This is a genomic window from Streptomyces sirii (genome assembly GCF_045690365.1).
In the GTDB taxonomy this organism is placed as follows: Bacteria; Actinomycetota; Actinomycetes; order Streptomycetales; family Streptomycetaceae; genus Streptomyces; species Streptomyces sirii.
Genome location: NZ_CP147982.1, coordinates 7286924 through 7303283 on the forward strand (window position 1 = coordinate 7286924; position 16360 = coordinate 7303283).

Below are 16360 nucleotides of genomic sequence, written 5' to 3' on the forward strand. Positions count from 1 at the left end.
TGGCGGTTCGCCCTGGAACGACCTGTCCACGCGCCCCGGAGCAACCCGATGGTTCGCCCCGCAGCGCCCCCGCGGCCGCCTCCCCGACGATCCCGCGGCCCACCCCGGAACAACCCGGTGATCGGATTTTTTCGCTCTCCGTATGGCGCGGGCAGCGCAGAGTGGCGTTAACTGTCCCGCATTGCGGAGGGGCAACGGCCATGGAGGACGCCGTCGTTGTGGAACAGCTGCAGAAGTATCGACGAGTGACCGGGGTCGACGGCGACCCGCGGGTCCAGGAGCTGCGCGGGGCGGTGGCCCGGCTGCGCCGCCAACTGGCCGTGCTCCCGGCGGAGTTGCCGGACCGGGCGGCCGCCGATGACGAGCTGGCCGCACTGGATGCGATGGTCAGTCACGGGCTGCCGGAGGTGCCCCGGCTGCGCCGTTCGCTGCTGCTGATCGCCGGGGCGGTCGGCTCGGTGAGCGCGCTGTCGCCCGCGCTCACCGAGGTGCGCGAGCGCATCGACTGCTTCGGGGAGCTGCCGCGCGCCCGGTGACCGGGAGCGCGCGGCGGCTACGCCGGCGTCTGGTTCGCCAGTGCCACCGACAGCTGCGCCGCGACGTCCTGCAGGATCGGCACGATCTTGTCCGTGGCGGCCTCCGTCACGCGCCCCGTCGGGCCGGAGATGGAGATCGCCGCCGAGGTGGGGGAGTTGGGCACGGGTACCGCGAGGCAGCGGACGCCGATCTCCTGCTCGTTGTCGTCGACGGCGTAGCCGAGCCGGCGGACGTCGGAGAGCGCCTCCAGGAAGTGTTCCGGGTCGGTGATCGTCTTCTCGGTCGCGGCGGGCATGCCCGTACGGCCGAGCAGCGCGCGCACCTCCTCCGGCGGGTGGTCGGCGAGCAGGGCCTTTCCGACGCCGGTGGAGTGCGGCAGCACCCGGCGGCCGACCTCGGTGAACATCCGCACCGCGTGCCGGGAGGGCACCTGGGCGACGTACACGATCTCGTCGCCGTCGAGAAGCGCCATATTGGCCGTCTCGCCGGTCTCCTCCACCAGGCGGGCCAGATACGGCCGGGCCCAGGTCCCCAGCAGCCGTGAGGCGCTCTCGCCGAGCCGGATCAGCCGCGGGCCGAGCGCATAGCGGCGGTTGGGCTGCTGGCGTACGTAGCCGCAGGCGACGAGCGTGCGCATCAGGCGGTGGATGGTAGGCAGCGGCAGTCCGCTGCTGGCGGACAGCTCGCTCAGGCCGACCTCGCCGCCGGCGTCGGCCATCCGCTCCAGCAGGTCGAAGGCGCGCTCGAGGGACTGGACGCCGCCGCTGGCGCCTGCGGGCTTGGCTTCGGCGGCGGAGGTGCTGGCGCTGGACGGCGGCACGGCGCGTTCCTTTCGGGGCGGGGCGGATCGGTCTCGGCTGGGGCTTGCGGGCGCCGGGCCCGACCGGAGCAGCCTACCGGTCCCCCTACGTTGACACACGGTCTCTCGCACACTCGTTCGCGCCGGTCAGGCCCTCTTTGTCCCAGGGCGCGAGACGTCGGTCAAGCTCCTAGCCGCGATCCCTTGACGGTGCCAGTGGCCGTAGCTACGTTCTGCTGCGCGAAACCTACTGTCCATTCTGTGGAATCCTCCAAATTGCTGGAGCGTCATGCGCATTCTCGTCATGAACCCGAACACCACGGCTTCCATGACCGACTCGATCCGCGCCACCGCCACCGCGGCGGCCGCCCCGGGCACCGAGATCATCGCCACCGAACCCCTGTGGGGCCCGGAGTCCATCGAGGGGCACTTCGAGGGTTATCTCAGCGCCGCGGCCGTGCTGGACCGGCTCGCCACTCTCGACACCGCCTTCGACGCGCTGGTCATGGCCGGTTTCGGCGAGCCGGGCCGGGAGGGTGCCCAGGAGCTGCTGGACGTACCCGTACTGGACATCACCGAGAGCGCCGCCCAGATGGCGATGATGCTCGGCCACGCCTACGGCGTCGTCACCACCCTCGACCGCGCCGTACCGCAGATCCAGGACCGGCTGCTGACCGCCGGGCTGCTCCAGCGCTGTGCCGCCGTCCGCGGCACCGGGCTCGGCGTCCTGGAGCTGGAGGAGGATCCGGAGCGGACCGTGGCGGTGATCGTCGAGACCGCCCGCGAGGCCGTGCGGGCCGGCGCCGAGGTGATCTGCCTGGGGTGCGGCGGGATGGCCGGGCTCCAGGAGAAGGTGGCGGCGGCGCTCGGGGTGCCCGTTGTCGACGGCGTCGCCGCGGCGGTGAAGTTCGCCGAGGCGGTCGTCGGACTGCGGCTGGCCACCAGCAAGGGGCGCAGCTTCGCACCGCCCCGCCCGAAGGCCATCGGATCCTGGCCGCTCAGCACGCACCTGCGGCCGTACCAGGGGCGCGCTGAGGGCGCTCTGCGTAACACCGAATTTTCCGTACAGACATCAGACATCTGATAACTGACCCCTAAGCTCCACCCAATCTGCCTGGGAGGACACGTGAAAACCCCGTCACCGCAGCCCCTGCGGCCGGACCCGCGGCTCTTCAACGAGGACCTCGCGCCGGCCCCCGAGCGCAAATGGGGCACCTACAGCATCTTCGCGCTGTGGATGTCCGACACCCACGCGATCAGCAACTACGCCTTCGCCGCGAGCCTGTTCGTGCTCGGTCTGCCGGCCTGGGAGGTGTTCCTCGCGCTGCTGGTCGGCATCTCGATCGTCTACTGGCTGATGAACCGGATGGGGCACGCGGGCCACCGGACCGGCGTCCCCTACCCGGTGCTCGCCCGCGCCAGCTGGGGCGTGTACGGCGCCAACATCCCGGCCCTGCTGCGCGCGATCATGGCGGTGGCCTGGTACGGCATCCAGACCTGGCTGGCCTCGACGGCCGTCGTCCTGCTGACCCTGCAGATCGCGCCCGGTCTGGAGGCCTACCACCACAACTCGGTGCTGGGGCTGTCCACCCTGGGCTGGATCGCGTTCCTGCTGATGTGGGGGCTGCAGGCCGTCCTGCTGACCCGGGGGATGGAGTTCATCCGCAAGGTCCAGGACTTCGCGACCGGCCCGGTGGTCTGGCTCGTGGTGCTGGCGCTCGCGGTGTACCTGGTCGTCAAGGCCGGCGGTGATATCTCACTGACCCGCAGCCTCAACGGCCTCAGCGGCTCCGAGCAGGTCGAACAGAGCCTGATCGCGGTCAGCCTGACCGTGGCCACCTTCCTGACCCTGGTCCTCAACTACGCCGACTTCGCCCGCTTCACGCCGGACCACCGCTCCTACCGGCGCGGAAACCTGATCGGGCTGCCGGTGAACTTCACCGCCTTCGCGGTGGTCGCCGTGCTGGTCACCGCGGGCACCATCGCGGTCTTCGGTGAGGCGATCTACGATCCGGTGAAGGTGATCCAGAAGATCGACAACCCGGTGGTCACCGTCATCGGCGCGCTGTCCTTCATCGTCGCCACCATCGGCATCAACGTCGTCGCCAACTTCGTCTCACCCGCCTACGACTTCGCCAACCTCGCGCCGAAGCATCTGGACTTCAAGCGCGGCGGCATGATCACCGCGGTGCTGGCCGTCGTCGTGATGCCCTGGAAGCTGTACTCCTCGGCGCTGGTGATCCAGTACTTCCTGGGGGCGCTGGGCGCCTTCCTCGGTCCCCTGGTGGCGATTCTGCTCGTCGACTACTACCGGGTGCGGCGCGGCAGGATCGATGTGGACGCGCTGTTCTCGGCCGATGCCCGGGGCGCGTACTACTACCGCAGGGGCTACAACCCGAAGGCGGTGATCGCCTTCCTGCCGGCCGCCGCGGTCGCCGCCGCGCTCGCCCTGGTCCCGGCCTTCGGTGTGGTGGCGCCGTTCTCCTGGATCTTCGGAATGGCGCTCGCCGGCGGGCTCTACGCGCTGGTCTGTCGCGGTGACCGGGTCGCTTCGGATGCCGGGCCGATCCCGGAGGACATCATCCCGTCGCAGGTCAGGACGGCTGCCGGTGAGGAGCCCGGGATCGCGCGGGGGTCCGGCGTGGCTGCCGCGCCGGTGCCCGTGGAGGGGTCTTGACGGGCCGGGGTCCGGCATGAAGACTCATTCAACAGACTGTTGAATTCCGAATTCCGCATTCCGTTCCGATGCCCGTGTGCGGTGCGGAAGGTGCGCCCGGGGCGCCGCGGCCCCGGTGGCCGTGCGCCTCCCGCGCCGCCGGGCAACGATGAAGACACGATACGAGGAGGGGACCGGGTGTCCGAAAGAGAGCTGGTGCTGCGCTCCACGCGCGTCGTCACCCCGCAGGGGACGCGCGCCGCGACCGTCACCGTCAAGGACGGCAGGATCGACGCGGTGCTGCCGCACGACGCCGAGGTACCGGCCGGAGTGCGGGTCTGGGACTTCGGCGACGACGTCCTGCTGCCCGGCCTCGTCGACACCCACGTCCACGTCAACGACCCCGGCCGCACGGAGTGGGAGGGCTTTTGGACCGCCACCCGCGCGGCCGCGGCCGGCGGGATCACCACCCTCGTGGACATGCCGCTCAACAGCCTCCCGCCCACCACCACCGCCGCCCACCTCGACACCAAGCGCGAGGTCGCCCGCAGCAAGGCCCATATCGACGTCGGCTTCTGGGGCGGCGCCATCCCGGGCAACGTCAAAGACCTGCGTCCGCTGCACGACGCCGGGGTCTTCGGCTTCAAGTGCTTCCTGTCGCCCTCGGGCGTGGAGGAGTTCCCCGAGGTCGACCAGGAGCAACTGGCCGCCGCCCTCGGGGAGATCGCCGGCTTCGACGGGCTGCTCATCGTGCACGCCGAGGACCCGGGCCATCTGGGTGCGGCCCCCGTGCCGCACGGCCCCAAGTACGCCGACTTCCTTGCCTCCCGCCCCCGTATCTGCGAGAACGACGCCATCGCCGGGCTGATCGTCCTCGCCCAGCGGCTCGACGCCCGGGTGCATGTGCTGCATCTGTCCTCCAGCGACGCGCTGCCGCTGATCGCCGCCGCCAGGCGCGAGGGCGTCAAGATCACCGTCGAGACCTGTCCGCACTTCCTGACGCTCACCGCCGAGGAGGTCCCGGACGGCGCGACGGAGTTCAAGTGCTGCCCGCCGATCCGCGAGGCCGCCAACCAGGACGCGCTGTGGGAAGGCCTGGCCGACGGCACCATCGACTGCATCGTCTCCGACCACTCGCCGTCCACCGCCGACCTCAAGACCGCCGACTTCGGCGCGGCCTGGGGCGGCATCTCCTCCCTCCAGCTGGGCCTGCCCGCCATCTGGACCGAGGCCCGCGAACGCGGCCACTCCCTCGACGACGTCGTGCGCTGGATGGCCACCGCCCCGGCCGCGCTGGTCGGCCTCCACCAGAAGGGCGCCATCGAGCCCGGCCGGGACGCCGACTTCGCCGTCCTCGCCCCCGAGGAGACCTTCACCGTCGACCCGCAGGCCCTCCAGCACCGCAACAAGATCACCGCATACGCCGGCCGGACCCTGTACGGCGTCGTACGGTCCACCTGGCTGCGCGGCCGTCAGATCAACGACGGCGCCACCCTCGCCGAGCCCACCGGCGAACTCCTGGAAAGGCCGCGCGCATGACCACCGCCGACCTCCCCCGCTACACCGGCGACGCCAGCCCCTACCAGGGCGGCGACCCCTACGCCGACTACCGCACCCCCGGCGCCACCGGATTCGCCTTCACTCACCTCCCCGACCTCGCCGACCGCCGGCTGGGCGCGGGCGTGATCGCCGCCAACGACGAGTTCTTCGCCGAGCGGGAGAACCTCCTCAAGCCCGAGCCCGCCCACTTCGACCCCGAGGCCTTCGGCCACAAGGGCAAGATCATGGACGGCTGGGAGACCCGCAGACGGCGCGGCACCGACGGCGCCCACCCGTTCCCGGCGGACGAGGACCACGACTGGGCGCTGATACGCCTCGGCGCACCCGGCGTGATCCGCGGCATCGTCGTCGACACCGCCCACTTCCGCGGCAACTACCCCCAGTCCGTCAGCGTCGAGGGCGCCTGCGTCGAGGGCTCGCCCTCGCCCGCGGAACTGCTCGCCGACGACGTCGTATGGACCCCCCTCGTCCCGCGCACCGCCATCGGCGGACACGCCGCCAACGGCTTCGCCGTCCAGGCGGAGCGGCGCTTCACCCACCTGCGGCTCAACCAGCACCCCGACGGCGGCGTCGCCCGCCTCCGCGTCCACGGCGAGGTCGTCCCCGCGCCCGGCTGGCTCGCCGCGCTGGGCACCTTCGACGTCGCCGCGCTGGAGAACGGCGGCCAGGTCGAGGACGCCTCCGACCGCTTCTACTCCTCGCCTACCCACACCATCCAGCCCGGCCGCTCCCGCAAGATGGACGACGGCTGGGAGACCCGGCGCCGCCGCGGCACCGGCAACGACTGGGTGCGCTACCGCCTCACCGAGCAGTCGGTGATCCGGGCGGTGGAGATCGACACCGGCTACCTCAAGGGCAACTCGGCGGGCTGGGCGGGCCTGTTCGGCCGCGACGGCGAAAGCGGCGAGTGGATCGAACTGCTGCCCCGTACGCGGCTGCAGCCGGACACCGTCCACCGCTTCCTGCTCGACGACGCCCCCGCCGTCACCCACGCCCGGATCGACATCTTCCCCGACGGCGGCATCGCCCGCCTGCGGCTGCACGGCTCGCTCACCGAGGACGGCGCGCGCCGACTGACCGCCCGTTACGGGGAGTCGACCGGCTGACGCCGTCTCACCCGGTGGCCCCGACCGCCCCGTCAGGGCCACCGGGCATGATGAGGGGATGACAGGGAACACCTCTTCCGCGGCGCCGGCGGTGATACGGCTCTCGCGGTACACGCCCGCGGACCAGAGCGAGATCCTCGGGGACGGCGCCGACCCCTTCGGTGTGGCGGAGGTCGGCCTGACCTGGCTGCCCAAGGAGGAGCACTTCGCCGTCCGGCAGGACGGCCGGCTGGTGGCGCACGCGGGTCTGCTGCCGATCCCGGTCTCGGTCGGCGGGGAGGAGACGCGGTTCATCGGCGTCGGCGGGGTGGCCGTCGCGTCCGACCTGCGGGGACAGGGGCTGGCACGGCGGGTCGTCACGGCCGCCGTGGAGCACGCCCGCACGATGGGACCGCGCCACGGGCTGCTCTTCTGCCGCCCGCCGCTCGTCGCTCTGTACCAGCGGCTCGGCTTCCACCTCCTCCACGGGGACGTACAGGTCGAGCAGCCCGAAGGCCCCGTCGTCATGCCGCTGCGGACCATGTGGACGCCCCTGCGGGAGGGCGTACAGCCTCCTGCGGAGCCGGTTCGGCTGCTCTCGCTGCCCATGTGAGCCGCGCCTGGCGGGCGCCCCTCCGGTGCCGTCGGGCGAAGAGTTCAGTCGCCGACCGAGTTCCAGAACATGAGTTCATACGCCTGGAGGAGCCGGCCGTAGCGGTGTGCCGCGGCAGGCCGGGCCTGGCCGGTGTCGAGGCCGTGCTGCACCGCGGCCCGCGCCCGCTCGTGGACGGCCGGCGCCGGTTCGGCGAAGAAGGCGAAGAAGGCGCGGGCCGCGTCCGGGAAGGCGTAGTGGTCGCGCATCGCGGCCTCGACGACGCGACAGTAGCCGCCCCAGGCGGCGAAGTTGGCGGTCAGCGCGATCGCCACGTCGGTCGGCTCGGCGCCGAGGGCCAGCCGCGCCGCGTAGGACGGGTAGGCCTGGCAGCCGGGCCGCGGCTGGTAGCCGGCGAGGTCCCGATCCGTCAGCCCGCAGGCGTCCGCCAGCCCGGCCAACTGCTTGAGGGCCAGCGCCTCCCCCTGGGCGAGCAGGTCGAAGAAGTCGGCCACGGGCGGGTCGCCGTCCGCCCGCCGTGCCAGATGCTGGAAGCTGAGCCGGTCGGCGGCGATGACCTGGTGCTGTTCGAGGGCGAAGGTGGCGAAGACGGAGCGCGGGGCCTCGCCCGCCTCGATCCGCGACACCAGCCGGTTGGCGCCGGTGTCCGGGGCGAGCTCGCGTACGGCGTCGTCGAGCACGGCGGCCGCGGTCGGCCGAGGGGCGTCGGGATCGGGTCGCATGGGACGGGTCTCCTCCGTGCGGGGCGCGAGGCGGTGCCGGGGGCCCAGACTAGGCACCGGGACGCCGCCCGCGCGGGCACCGAACCGCGCCCCGGCGCCCCGGCACCTCCGCTCAGCGCAGAATCACCTCATTGACCGCGGGCGCCGCCGCCCGGCCCCGCCACACCAGCCGTACGCCCTCGATCGCGCCGTCGCCCGCCGCCAGGCGCGTATAGGCACCGGACAGCGTGCCGAGCGGGCGCCAGACACCGCCCCTGCGGACCTCGACGCTCGCCTCCCCGGCCGGTGCGCCCTGCGGCCGCAGCACCGTCACGGACCGCGCCGAACGGGGCGCGTCCGGTGTGAACTCCAGCGCCTCACCCTGCTCGGCCGCCCGCGCAGCCCGGTAGGCGGTCGCCGGATCCTGGTCCGCCGCCGACCGCAGGGCGCTGCCCGGCGCGGCGGGCGGGCCACCGGACACCGCCACCCGATCGGCCCCGGCGACCGTGAACTCCCGCACCACCAGCCAGTTGTCCTGCGCCTGCACGGCCCGCGCGCGCAGATACCGGGCGGTGGTGCCGGCCGGTGGAGTGACGCGCACTTCGGGTGTGGCGTCGAAGGCGGCCAACCGCCGCCAGGTCTTGTCGTCCGAGGAGTACTCCAGCACGCCGTGGTGCAGATAGTCGTCCGGGCTGCCGCTCCTTCCCATGCTCAGGGTGACGGTGCCCAGCGGGCGCTCGGCGTGCAGATCCACCGCGACATACGAACCGGCCCGCGGTGCCGCGCCGCTCCAGAAGTACGTGGCGTCGTCGCCGTCGGTCATCCGGGAGACCGCGTTGTCCTGATGGACCGGCAGATCCGTCGACGCCTTGGGGCGGCCGATGACACCCAGCGCCTCGTCGTGCGCGGCGAGGGCGTCCTCGACGAAGGTGTCCAGCACTCCGTCGGCCACCAGCACCGGAATCTTCCTGCCGGTCATGTCCACATACACGAACGACCGGGCGGTGCGCACCAACTCCGGTATGCGCTGCCGCAGTTCCCAGGCCCGCGCGCCGTCGCCCGCCTTGGTCGCCTCGATCAGCCGGAGGGCGGTACGCGCCGCGCCGCCCCAGGCGTGCGCGGCGTCCAGCCAGGGCGCACCGTCCTCGACGAAGCCCCGGTCGGCGAGCCGCTCGCGCAGCACCGCCGGAGCGTCCTGAAGGTCCCGCAGCGCCGCGTCCAGCCGCCGTGCGTCCCCGTCGTGGTCGAACTCCTCGATGGCGGCGGCGAGTTCGGTAGCCTGCCGGGGGTTGAGCGCCGAGGAGTAGTTGGCGTCGGCGAAGGCCCGCAGCGCCCGCGCCGTACGGGCGTCGCCGCCGGCCAGCTCCTCGATCGCCGCGCCCCAGGAGGCCCGCGCGTCATAGGCCGCGTCGTTCCACGCGTAGTCGGCCACCGTGTACAGCGCGAGCTTGGACGCCGCGGGCTGGATCATCGGGTTCGCGGTGATCCCCGCCAGCTGCCCGGGCAGCCCCTTCTCACGGCCGCTGAACGGCCCGAGCAGCAGCCGGTTGGTCACATAGTCGTTGACCGGATAGTTGTCCCAGGTCAGGATCGGGTGCCCGAAGACCTCCCGGGCCCGCCGGGCCTGGGCGACGGTCATCGTCGGCGCGATCACCCCCACGCCCGTCCACTCCACCAGCACATTGCCGTCCAGCCGGGCGGCCAGCGCCTTCTTGTACGGGGACGGCTCGACGTCGTAGTACTCGGTCGGCACCATCTGCAGCGGCCGGGCGCCCGGATGCCGGGCGATGAACTCCTGATTGACGCGGTTGAGCAGATGCGCCTGCGCGGTCCCGGCCGCCCAGCCGCCGGTGCCGAACCGGTCCTTGTCCGCCGCGCAGTTCCAGTCCGTGTAGCTGATGTCGTCCAGCGGCACGGCGAAGGTCCGTACGCCGATGTCCCACAGCGTCTGGAACTTGGCGGTCAGCGCCCGCAGATCGGCCTCGGAGCTGTAGCAGACGGAGAGCCCGGGAGAGAGCGCGTAGCTGAACTCCACATGCCGCTGCCGCGCCCGGTCCACCAGCTCCTTGAGCTCCGCGAGGCGGTCGGCGGGGTACGGGTCGCGCCACTTCTCCCGTAGGTAGGCGTCGTCCTTCGGCGAGTAGACGTAGAGGTTCATCTTGTGCTCGCCGTAGAAGTCGAGCTGGTCGAGGCGGGCCCGGTGCGACCAGGGGGTGCCGTAGAAGCCCTCGATGACCCCGCGCAGCGCGGTGGCCGGCCAGTCGCGTACGGCGGTGCCCCGCACCTGGGCGCCGGGGCGGTCGCGCCGCGGCAGCAACTGCCGCAGCGACTGCGCGGCGTAGTACGTGCCGGTGGCGTCCTTGCCGGCCAGCGCGATCCGGCCGTCGCCGACGGCGAGCGCATAGCCCTCGGCGGGCAGCCCGCCGGTGCCCCGCGCGCCCAGGTCCCGCAGCGCCGATGCCGCGCCCGCACCGTCGACGTAGACCGTCAGCCGCCGCCCGGCCGGTGCCTGCTCGGCCCGTACGACCCGGTCCGCGCCGGCGTCCCTGAGCGATTTCGACACCACCGCCAGCGCCGTGGCATCGGCCTTGGGGTCGGCGACGACGGTCACGGCCGGGGTGATGGTGACCCGGTCGGAGCGGGGGCGGACGGACTGCGGGGCGGGGGAGATCGCCCCGGCGGGTCTGTCCCGGGCCTCCCGGGCGGGGTCCTGGCGCCCGGCGGCGCCCGGCGGCCCCGACATGCCCGTCAGGGGGATCGCGGCGAGAGCCAGGGCCAGCGCGGTGGCCGCCGCGGTGCGCGTACGGTGCATCCTTCGGTCCTCCTCGTGCGACGGGATACGGGGTGGAGCCTGCTGCGAACGCCTTGCGGCAGCAGGCTCCACCCCGTGGCCGTGCCGGGGCAATGGACTTTCGGACCGGACGGATGGACGGCCCCACGGGCCGCGCGGGCCTGCCGCTAGCGCGACTTGGCGACGACCACCAGCAGGCTCATGAACGCCAGCAGCACATGCGTCGCCACGACGTAGATGAACACCCGCACATACACCCCGCGGGGTGGCTTGTTCTCGACGTAGCGGCGGGTGGGGAGTGTCTCGGCGGGGATCGCCTCGTCCGGGCGATCCGCCGGGTGCGGAGTGGAGTGGTCGGGCACGGCCTACGATCCTTCCCTGGTCACAGGCCACGGCGCGGCACGTCGCCGCCCAGGCACAGTTCGGCGGCGCCGCTCTGCAGCAGCGTGTGGACGAACAACAGCTCCGTTCCGCCCCGGGAGGCGGCGGCGATACGGTGCGGGGTCAGCGAGTCGAAGTGCGCGGCGTCGCCCGGGTCCAGCACCTGCACCGCCGCACCGAGCGTCAGCCGCAGCCGCCCCTTGAGGACGTACAGCCACTCCTCGCCGGGGTGGACCCGGACCAGCTCGCCCTGCGCCCGCTGCGGCACATGGACCCGCAGCGCCTGCATCGCCCGCCCGGCGCCGCCCACGGTCCAGTACGTCCAGCCGCCGGCCTCCGACGGCTCCGCGCGGCCGGCCCGCACGATCGGGTCCCGCTCGGGGGCGGTCTCGCCGAGCAGGTCGGATACCGTGGTGCCGTACGTCCGCGCGAGCGCCAGCAGCATCGGCAGCGAGGGCTGGCGCCGGTTGGTCTCCAGCCGCGACAGGTGCGCGGGCGAGAGCCCCACCAGCCGGGCCGCGGTCTCCAGCGTGAGACCACTGCGTCGTCGCAGGTCACGAAGGCGCGGTGCGACGGTGGGGAGGTCCTCCGGCAGCGCGCCGGCGGGCTCGTCGGGGAGCTCGGTCATATCCCCGGTATAGCCATCCTTCGCCTCTCGGGCAAAAGTTTTGCCTCAGAGGCAAATGCCCTCCCGAGGGGCGAAGCGGCTCGCGGCGCCTCTCCGCGGCGGCCCCGGGCCGCACCGGTCGGAATCCGGACTTTCGGGGTGGCGGACCGGGGTGCCCCTGTGAACTCCCGGGAAACTTCCGCCGTTTGGCATTGACAGGGGCATGTCTACGCGCGTCATTCTGGGAGGCATGAGAATCCCCCCACGGATCACCAGGATCGGCGCCGCCGGCGCCCTTGCCTCGGCCCTTCTCCTCGGCGGGACCGCGGTCGCCGCCACGCCCTCCGTCGCCACCGCGCGCCCGGCCGCCCCGTACGCCGCGACGGCGCACGCCACGGCCGTGCACGTCCAGGCCGTCGGAGACATCTGCTACTCCAAGCTGCCCGCGCAGGCCCATGACACCCTCGATCTGATCGACAAGGGCGGGCCCTACCCGTACCCGCAGGACGGGACGGTGTTCACCAACCGCGAGGGCATCCTCCCGGCCCAGAGCTCCGGCTACTACCACGAGTACACCGTCGTCACACCGGGCTCGCCGGACCGCGGTGCGCGTCGCATCGTGACCGGTGAGAAGCAGAACGAGGACTACTACACCGCCGACCACTACAAGTCGTTCGACCTCGTCGACCGCGGCTGCTGAGAGCGGCCCGCCAACTACCCGCGGCGGCCGGGGTGCACACGCACCCCGGCCGCCGCCGTGCTGTGCGCCCCCTTTTACCTGCCAATTCTCGCCTTCTTGGCAGAAGGGGCGCGTGGGGCGCACCCCCGAGGCAGGATTGTCAGTGGTTCCCGGTAGCGTTTCGGTAGAAACGAGGAGCGGGCGGGCATCGGCGGACAAGGGACCATGTGCGGTCAGCTGCTGCGGCACGCCCCGTAAAGGCCGTATCCGCCGTGGTCATGGCGAGTCGGCATGAGGCGCTGGAGAAAAGGAAGGACGGCGAACTGCCGTGTATCGCTGGGAGATCACCCGGGCCGCACTGGCGCAGCGCGTTTTCGCCATCGTCCGCAGCACGACGTATGACGAGGCGAGCGCCACCGCCGACACCCTGCTGTCCGCCGGCATCACGAGCCTGGAGATATCCCTGACCACCCCCTTCGCGCTGGAGGCGGTCACGACGCTGACCCGCGAGCTGGGTGATGACGCGGTCATCGGCGCGGGCACGGTCCTTGACGGGGTGTCGGCCCGGATGGCGGTCGACGCCGGCGCGCGCTATCTGGTCTCACCGATCCTGGACGCCGAGGTCATCCGCACGGGCCACCGCTACGGCGTCCCGGTCTTCCCCGGAGTGTCGACGCCGACGGAGATGGTCCGTGCCCTCGAACTGGGCGCCGACGCCCTCAAACTGTTCCCCGCCTCGGCGCACCACCCGTCCTGGCTCAAGGACATCCGCGCCTCCCTGCCGCAGGTGCCGCTGCTGCCGACGGGCGGGGTGACGCTGGACAGCGCGCCGGAGTGGATAGCCGCCGGCGCCGTCGCCGTCGGCATGGGCTCGGCGCTCTCCGAAGGCGACCGTGACACCGTCGCCAAGCGCGCCGCCGAACTCCTCACCCGCCTCGCCGATGCCACTCCGCACCAGGAGTCCGGCAGCGCCACCGCGGGCCTCTACGACGACTGACGGCCCCGCCCGGCCCAGGACTCCGTGGCGGCCCCGCCTCACCGCCCGGCCGAGGGGTACACCACGGCCATCGGCTCTGCCACGCTGAGCGCTTCGGTCATGTGATCACGCCGCCGTGCGTGCCGTCTCCCGCCCGGCGCGCACAGTGGCTGAGCGCGTGACCGCCCGACCAGGAGTCACAGCAGCCCCAGCAGCCACAGGAGCCCGTATGAAGCGCGCCGCCACCCTGTCCGCCCTCGCCTGTCTGCTCGCCGTCACCGCCGCCGCCCCGGCAGCCTCCGAGGCCCCCGCCGCGTCCCAGGGAGCGCTGTCCGGGGCCGGCAAGAAGGCCTCGGCCCTCAACGCCGTCCCGCGGCGCGGGGTACTGCGCGTCTGCACCACCGGCGACTACCGCCCCTTCACCCACCTCGACCCCACCACCGGCAGGTACCGCGGAGTGGACATCGAGATGGCCCAGGACCTCGCCAAGAGCCTGGACGCCACGCCCCGTTACGTCGCCACGACCTGGTCCCGGCTCGTCGCCGACCTGTCGGCCGGCCGCTGCGACATCGCCATGGGCGGGGTGTCCATCACCCTCCCGCGCGCCCGCTCCGTCTCCTTCAGCGAACCGACCCGCACGGACGGCAAGACGCCCATCGCTCGCTGCGCGGACCAGGCCAAGTACCAGACCCTGGAGCAGATCGACCGCCCGGGCACCACCGTCATCGTCAACCCCGGCGGCACCAATGAGGAGTTCGCCCGCGCCCATATCAAGCGGGCCACCCTCAAGGTCCATCCGGACAACACCACCATCTTCGACGAGATCATCGCGGGCCGCGCCGACGTGATGATGACCGACGCCGGCGAGACCCGCTACCAGGCCAAGATCCACCCCGAACTCTGCTCGATCCACCCGGACAAGCCCTTCACCTTCTCCGAGAAGGCCTACGCCGTACCCCGCGGCGACGCGGAGTTCACGGCCTATGTGAACCAGTGGGTCCATCTGGCCACCCACGACGGGACGTACCGCGCGTACGAGGAGGAGTGGATGAAGTAGCGAAGAGGGCCCACCGGTTACTGCTTGGCGTAACGGGTGATGACGTCTTGATACAGGTGCTGGGCGGCCTTCGCGAGCACGCGTCGGGCCGGGTGAGAGGCGAGAGGAAGGCGGGGCAATGGCGGGTTCGGAGCGGGGGAGTGCGGTCCTCGATCTTGCCGCGGCGCAGCAGGGGCTGGACGCGCAGCCGTTCAGCAGGCTGGTGCAAGCACGGATCACCGAGTTCGGGACGGTGCTGCCGCTGAACGGCCCGTCAGCGGAAGGTGCCCGTTAGGCGTCAGTCGTCGGCGGTGGTGTCGCGTCGCGGTGTGGCGTGGCCCAGCACATTGACGATCCGGCCGTTGGGGTCCTTGGTGAAGAAGCGGCGGACGCCCCACTCCTCGTCCTGGAGGGGGTGGACGATCTCGGCGCCGGCGGCCAGCACGGCGGCGTACGCCGCGTCCACGTCCTCGACCTCGATGCTCATGTCGGGGGTGACGGGGGCGGTGCGGTCCTCGGTCATGAAGGTGAGCTGTGCGGTGGGGTTGGTGGGGGAGGCGAGGGTCATGACCCAGCCCTGGTTCATGACCTCCTCGAGGCCCAGCAGGCCGTAGAACGTGCGGTTCTCCTCCAGGGCGTCGGTGTGGATGTCGGGTACGACACGGCGTACGGACACGGGGCCTCCTCGGTAGGGGCCTCTCTGGCTATCAGAAACGGCCATCGGCGCGCAGGGGAAGGACGCGGGTGCCGCCCGGTGCGGCCGATCACGACCCCTCGGGTAGTAGTCCTTGTCCGGACAATGTGACCTCCGGACTTCCCGTCATGTGCCGGGGCGGATACGCTCGCCAGCGTGGGGAAACGCGATACAGAAGATGCCCTGGGCGCCGAGAGCCCCGTCCAGTTCAGCGTGGACCGGAGCAGCCCGGTCCCGCTGTACTTCCAGTTGTCGCAGCAACTGGAGGCGGCGATCGAGAACGGGAAGCTCGCCCCCGGCAGTCTGCTCGGCAACGAGATCGAGCTGGCCGGCCGGCTCGGGCTGTCCCGGCCGACCGTGCGGCAGGCGATCCAGTCGCTGGTCGACAAGGGGCTGCTGGTGCGCCGCCGCGGCATCGGCACCCAGGTCGTCCACAGCCAGGTCAAGCGCCCCCTGGAGCTGAGCAGCCTCTACGACGACCTGGAGGCGGCCGGGCAGAAGCCGGCCACCCGCGTGCTGCTGAACACCACCACCGAGGCCGACGCCGAGGTCGCCGCCGCGCTGGGCATCGCCGAGGGCGCCGAGGTCGCGCTGGTCGAGCGGCTGCGGCTGACGCACGGCGAGCCGGTGGCTCATCTGCGCAACCACCTGCCCGCCGGGCTGCTCAAGCTGGAGACCGCCGAGCTGGAGGAGACCGGCCTGTACCGCCTCATGCGGTCGGCCGGGATCACCCTGCACAGCGCCCGGCAAGCCGTCGGCGCCCGGGCCGCGACCGCCGAGGAGGGGCAGCGGCTCGACGAGCCCGAGGGCGCCCCGCTGCTCACGATGCAGCGGACGACGTTCGACGACACCGGGCGTGCGGTCGAGTTCGGCTCGCACGTCTACCGAGCCTCGCGTTACGCCTTCGAATTCCAGCTGCTGGTCCGTCCCTGAGCGCTTCGGGGAGGCTCGCGTCGGCACGTCGTCATCGGGGCCGCCGGAAAGTCCGGCGGCCCCTTCGTCGTGTCTCCGTTGTGTCTCCATCGTGATTTCGGGGTGTTTTCGTGGGGTTTTCCGCGGGTGTTTTCCGGGGTGTTTCCGGTCGGGATTGCCGGGCCGGTGATCCTCCTTCTGATCCTTCCTCGGAGTCCGGCCGACGCCTGCACTGAGCCCGCACCGAGGGTTGATGTGCCCGGCTATGCCCCGATATGCCGCACGCCCGCGTCAGAATGTTCGGACAAAGTATTGACGTGGCTCCGTGCGCGC

17 protein-coding genes are annotated in these 16360 nt (G+C 72.0%); 11 read left to right on the top strand and 6 right to left on the bottom strand.

Going from position 1 to position 16360, the window contains the following annotated elements; translation table 11 throughout:
• The first annotated feature begins 200 nt into the window (after positions 1-200).
• Positions 201-536, top strand: coding sequence for a DUF5955 family protein (locus WAB15_RS32360; protein WP_407288406.1), 336 nt, complete (start codon positions 201-203; stop codon positions 534-536).
• Positions 537-553: 17 nt separating this feature from the next.
• Here WAB15_RS32360 and WAB15_RS32365 read toward each other — a convergent pair whose 3' ends face one another.
• The gene (locus WAB15_RS32365) at positions 554-1357 is read right to left on the bottom strand and encodes an IclR family transcriptional regulator (protein ID WP_399148800.1); all 804 of its coding nucleotides are present in this window, start codon (positions 1355-1357) and stop codon (positions 554-556) included.
• Between the two features lie 268 nt (positions 1358-1625).
• Here WAB15_RS32365 and WAB15_RS32370 point away from each other — a divergent pair, with 268 nt between their 5' ends.
• The 5 genes from WAB15_RS32370 (at position 1626) to WAB15_RS32390 (ending at position 7250) form a co-directional block, all read left to right on the top strand.
• Positions 1626-2420 carry an aspartate/glutamate racemase family protein gene (locus WAB15_RS32370; protein ID WP_407288407.1) on the top strand — a complete coding sequence of 265 codons (795 nt, stop codon included), beginning with the start codon at positions 1626-1628 and terminating at the stop codon, positions 2418-2420.
• 42 nt (positions 2421-2462) lie between these two features.
• Complete coding sequence (locus WAB15_RS32375; RefSeq protein ID WP_407288408.1) at positions 2463-4013, top strand: NCS1 family nucleobase:cation symporter-1; 1551 nt, start codon at positions 2463-2465, stop codon at positions 4011-4013.
• 177 nt (positions 4014-4190) lie between these two features.
• Positions 4191-5531: an allantoinase AllB gene (gene allB / locus WAB15_RS32380; protein ID WP_407288409.1), complete on the top strand. Its 1341-nt coding sequence runs from the start codon at positions 4191-4193 to the stop codon at positions 5529-5531.
• Positions 5528-6658, top strand: a complete 1131-nt coding sequence (alc, locus tag WAB15_RS32385) for an allantoicase (protein WP_407288410.1) — start codon at positions 5528-5530, stop codon at positions 6656-6658. Before allB ends, alc begins: the two co-directional genes overlap by 4 nt.
• Positions 6659-6716: 58 nt before the next feature.
• Entirely contained in the window at positions 6717-7250 is a 534-nt protein-coding gene (locus WAB15_RS32390; protein ID WP_399148805.1) for a GNAT family N-acetyltransferase, read from the top strand.
• 44 nt (positions 7251-7294) lie between these two features.
• On the opposite strand, the gene WAB15_RS32395 is transcribed toward WAB15_RS32390, so the two are convergent.
• The 4 genes from WAB15_RS32395 to WAB15_RS32410 all read right to left on the bottom strand — a co-directional run bounded on the left by WAB15_RS32395 (position 7295) and on the right by WAB15_RS32410 (position 11751).
• A complete protein-coding gene (locus WAB15_RS32395) occupies positions 7295-7972 on the bottom strand; it encodes a transcriptional regulator (protein ID WP_399148806.1) in 678 nt (225 codons plus the stop codon).
• A gap of 112 nt (positions 7973-8084) precedes the next feature.
• The gene (locus WAB15_RS32400; RefSeq protein WP_407288411.1) at positions 8085-10763 is read right to left on the bottom strand and encodes a beta-N-acetylglucosaminidase domain-containing protein; all 2679 of its coding nucleotides are present in this window, start codon (positions 10761-10763) and stop codon (positions 8085-8087) included.
• Positions 10764-10909: 146 nt separating this feature from the next.
• Positions 10910-11104, bottom strand: a complete 195-nt coding sequence (locus WAB15_RS32405; protein ID WP_407288412.1) for a DUF6126 family protein — start codon at positions 11102-11104, stop codon at positions 10910-10912.
• Positions 11105-11124: 20 nt separating this feature from the next.
• Positions 11125-11751, bottom strand: coding sequence for a helix-turn-helix domain-containing protein (locus WAB15_RS32410; RefSeq protein ID WP_399148809.1), 627 nt, complete (start codon positions 11749-11751; stop codon positions 11125-11127).
• Positions 11752-11980: 229 nt separating this feature from the next.
• Between WAB15_RS32410 and WAB15_RS32415 the strand changes: the two genes are divergently transcribed.
• The 4 genes from WAB15_RS32415 to WAB15_RS32430 all read left to right on the top strand — a co-directional run bounded on the left by WAB15_RS32415 (position 11981) and on the right by WAB15_RS32430 (position 14716).
• Positions 11981-12430: a ribonuclease domain-containing protein gene (locus WAB15_RS32415; RefSeq protein WP_399148810.1), complete on the top strand. Its 450-nt coding sequence runs from the start codon at positions 11981-11983 to the stop codon at positions 12428-12430.
• 307 nt (positions 12431-12737) lie between these two features.
• Positions 12738-13406, top strand: a complete 669-nt coding sequence (locus tag WAB15_RS32420) for a bifunctional 4-hydroxy-2-oxoglutarate aldolase/2-dehydro-3-deoxy-phosphogluconate aldolase (RefSeq protein WP_407288413.1) — start codon at positions 12738-12740, stop codon at positions 13404-13406.
• A 208-nt stretch (positions 13407-13614) separates the two neighbouring features.
• Entirely contained in the window at positions 13615-14442 is an 828-nt protein-coding gene (locus WAB15_RS32425; RefSeq protein ID WP_407288414.1) for a transporter substrate-binding domain-containing protein, read from the top strand.
• A 118-nt stretch (positions 14443-14560) separates the two neighbouring features.
• On the top strand, positions 14561-14716 hold the full coding sequence (locus WAB15_RS32430) for a hypothetical protein (RefSeq protein WP_407288415.1): 156 nt from the start codon (positions 14561-14563) through the stop codon (positions 14714-14716).
• A 3-nt stretch (positions 14717-14719) separates the two neighbouring features.
• Here WAB15_RS32430 and WAB15_RS32435 read toward each other — a convergent pair whose 3' ends face one another.
• Positions 14720-15097, bottom strand: a complete 378-nt coding sequence (locus WAB15_RS32435; protein WP_399148813.1) for a VOC family protein — start codon at positions 15095-15097, stop codon at positions 14720-14722.
• Positions 15098-15328: 231 nt separating this feature from the next.
• Between WAB15_RS32435 and WAB15_RS32440 the strand changes: the two genes are divergently transcribed.
• Positions 15329-16048, top strand: a complete 720-nt coding sequence (locus WAB15_RS32440) for a GntR family transcriptional regulator (protein ID WP_393500974.1) — start codon at positions 15329-15331, stop codon at positions 16046-16048.
• Positions 16049-16360: the final 312 nt, after the last annotated feature.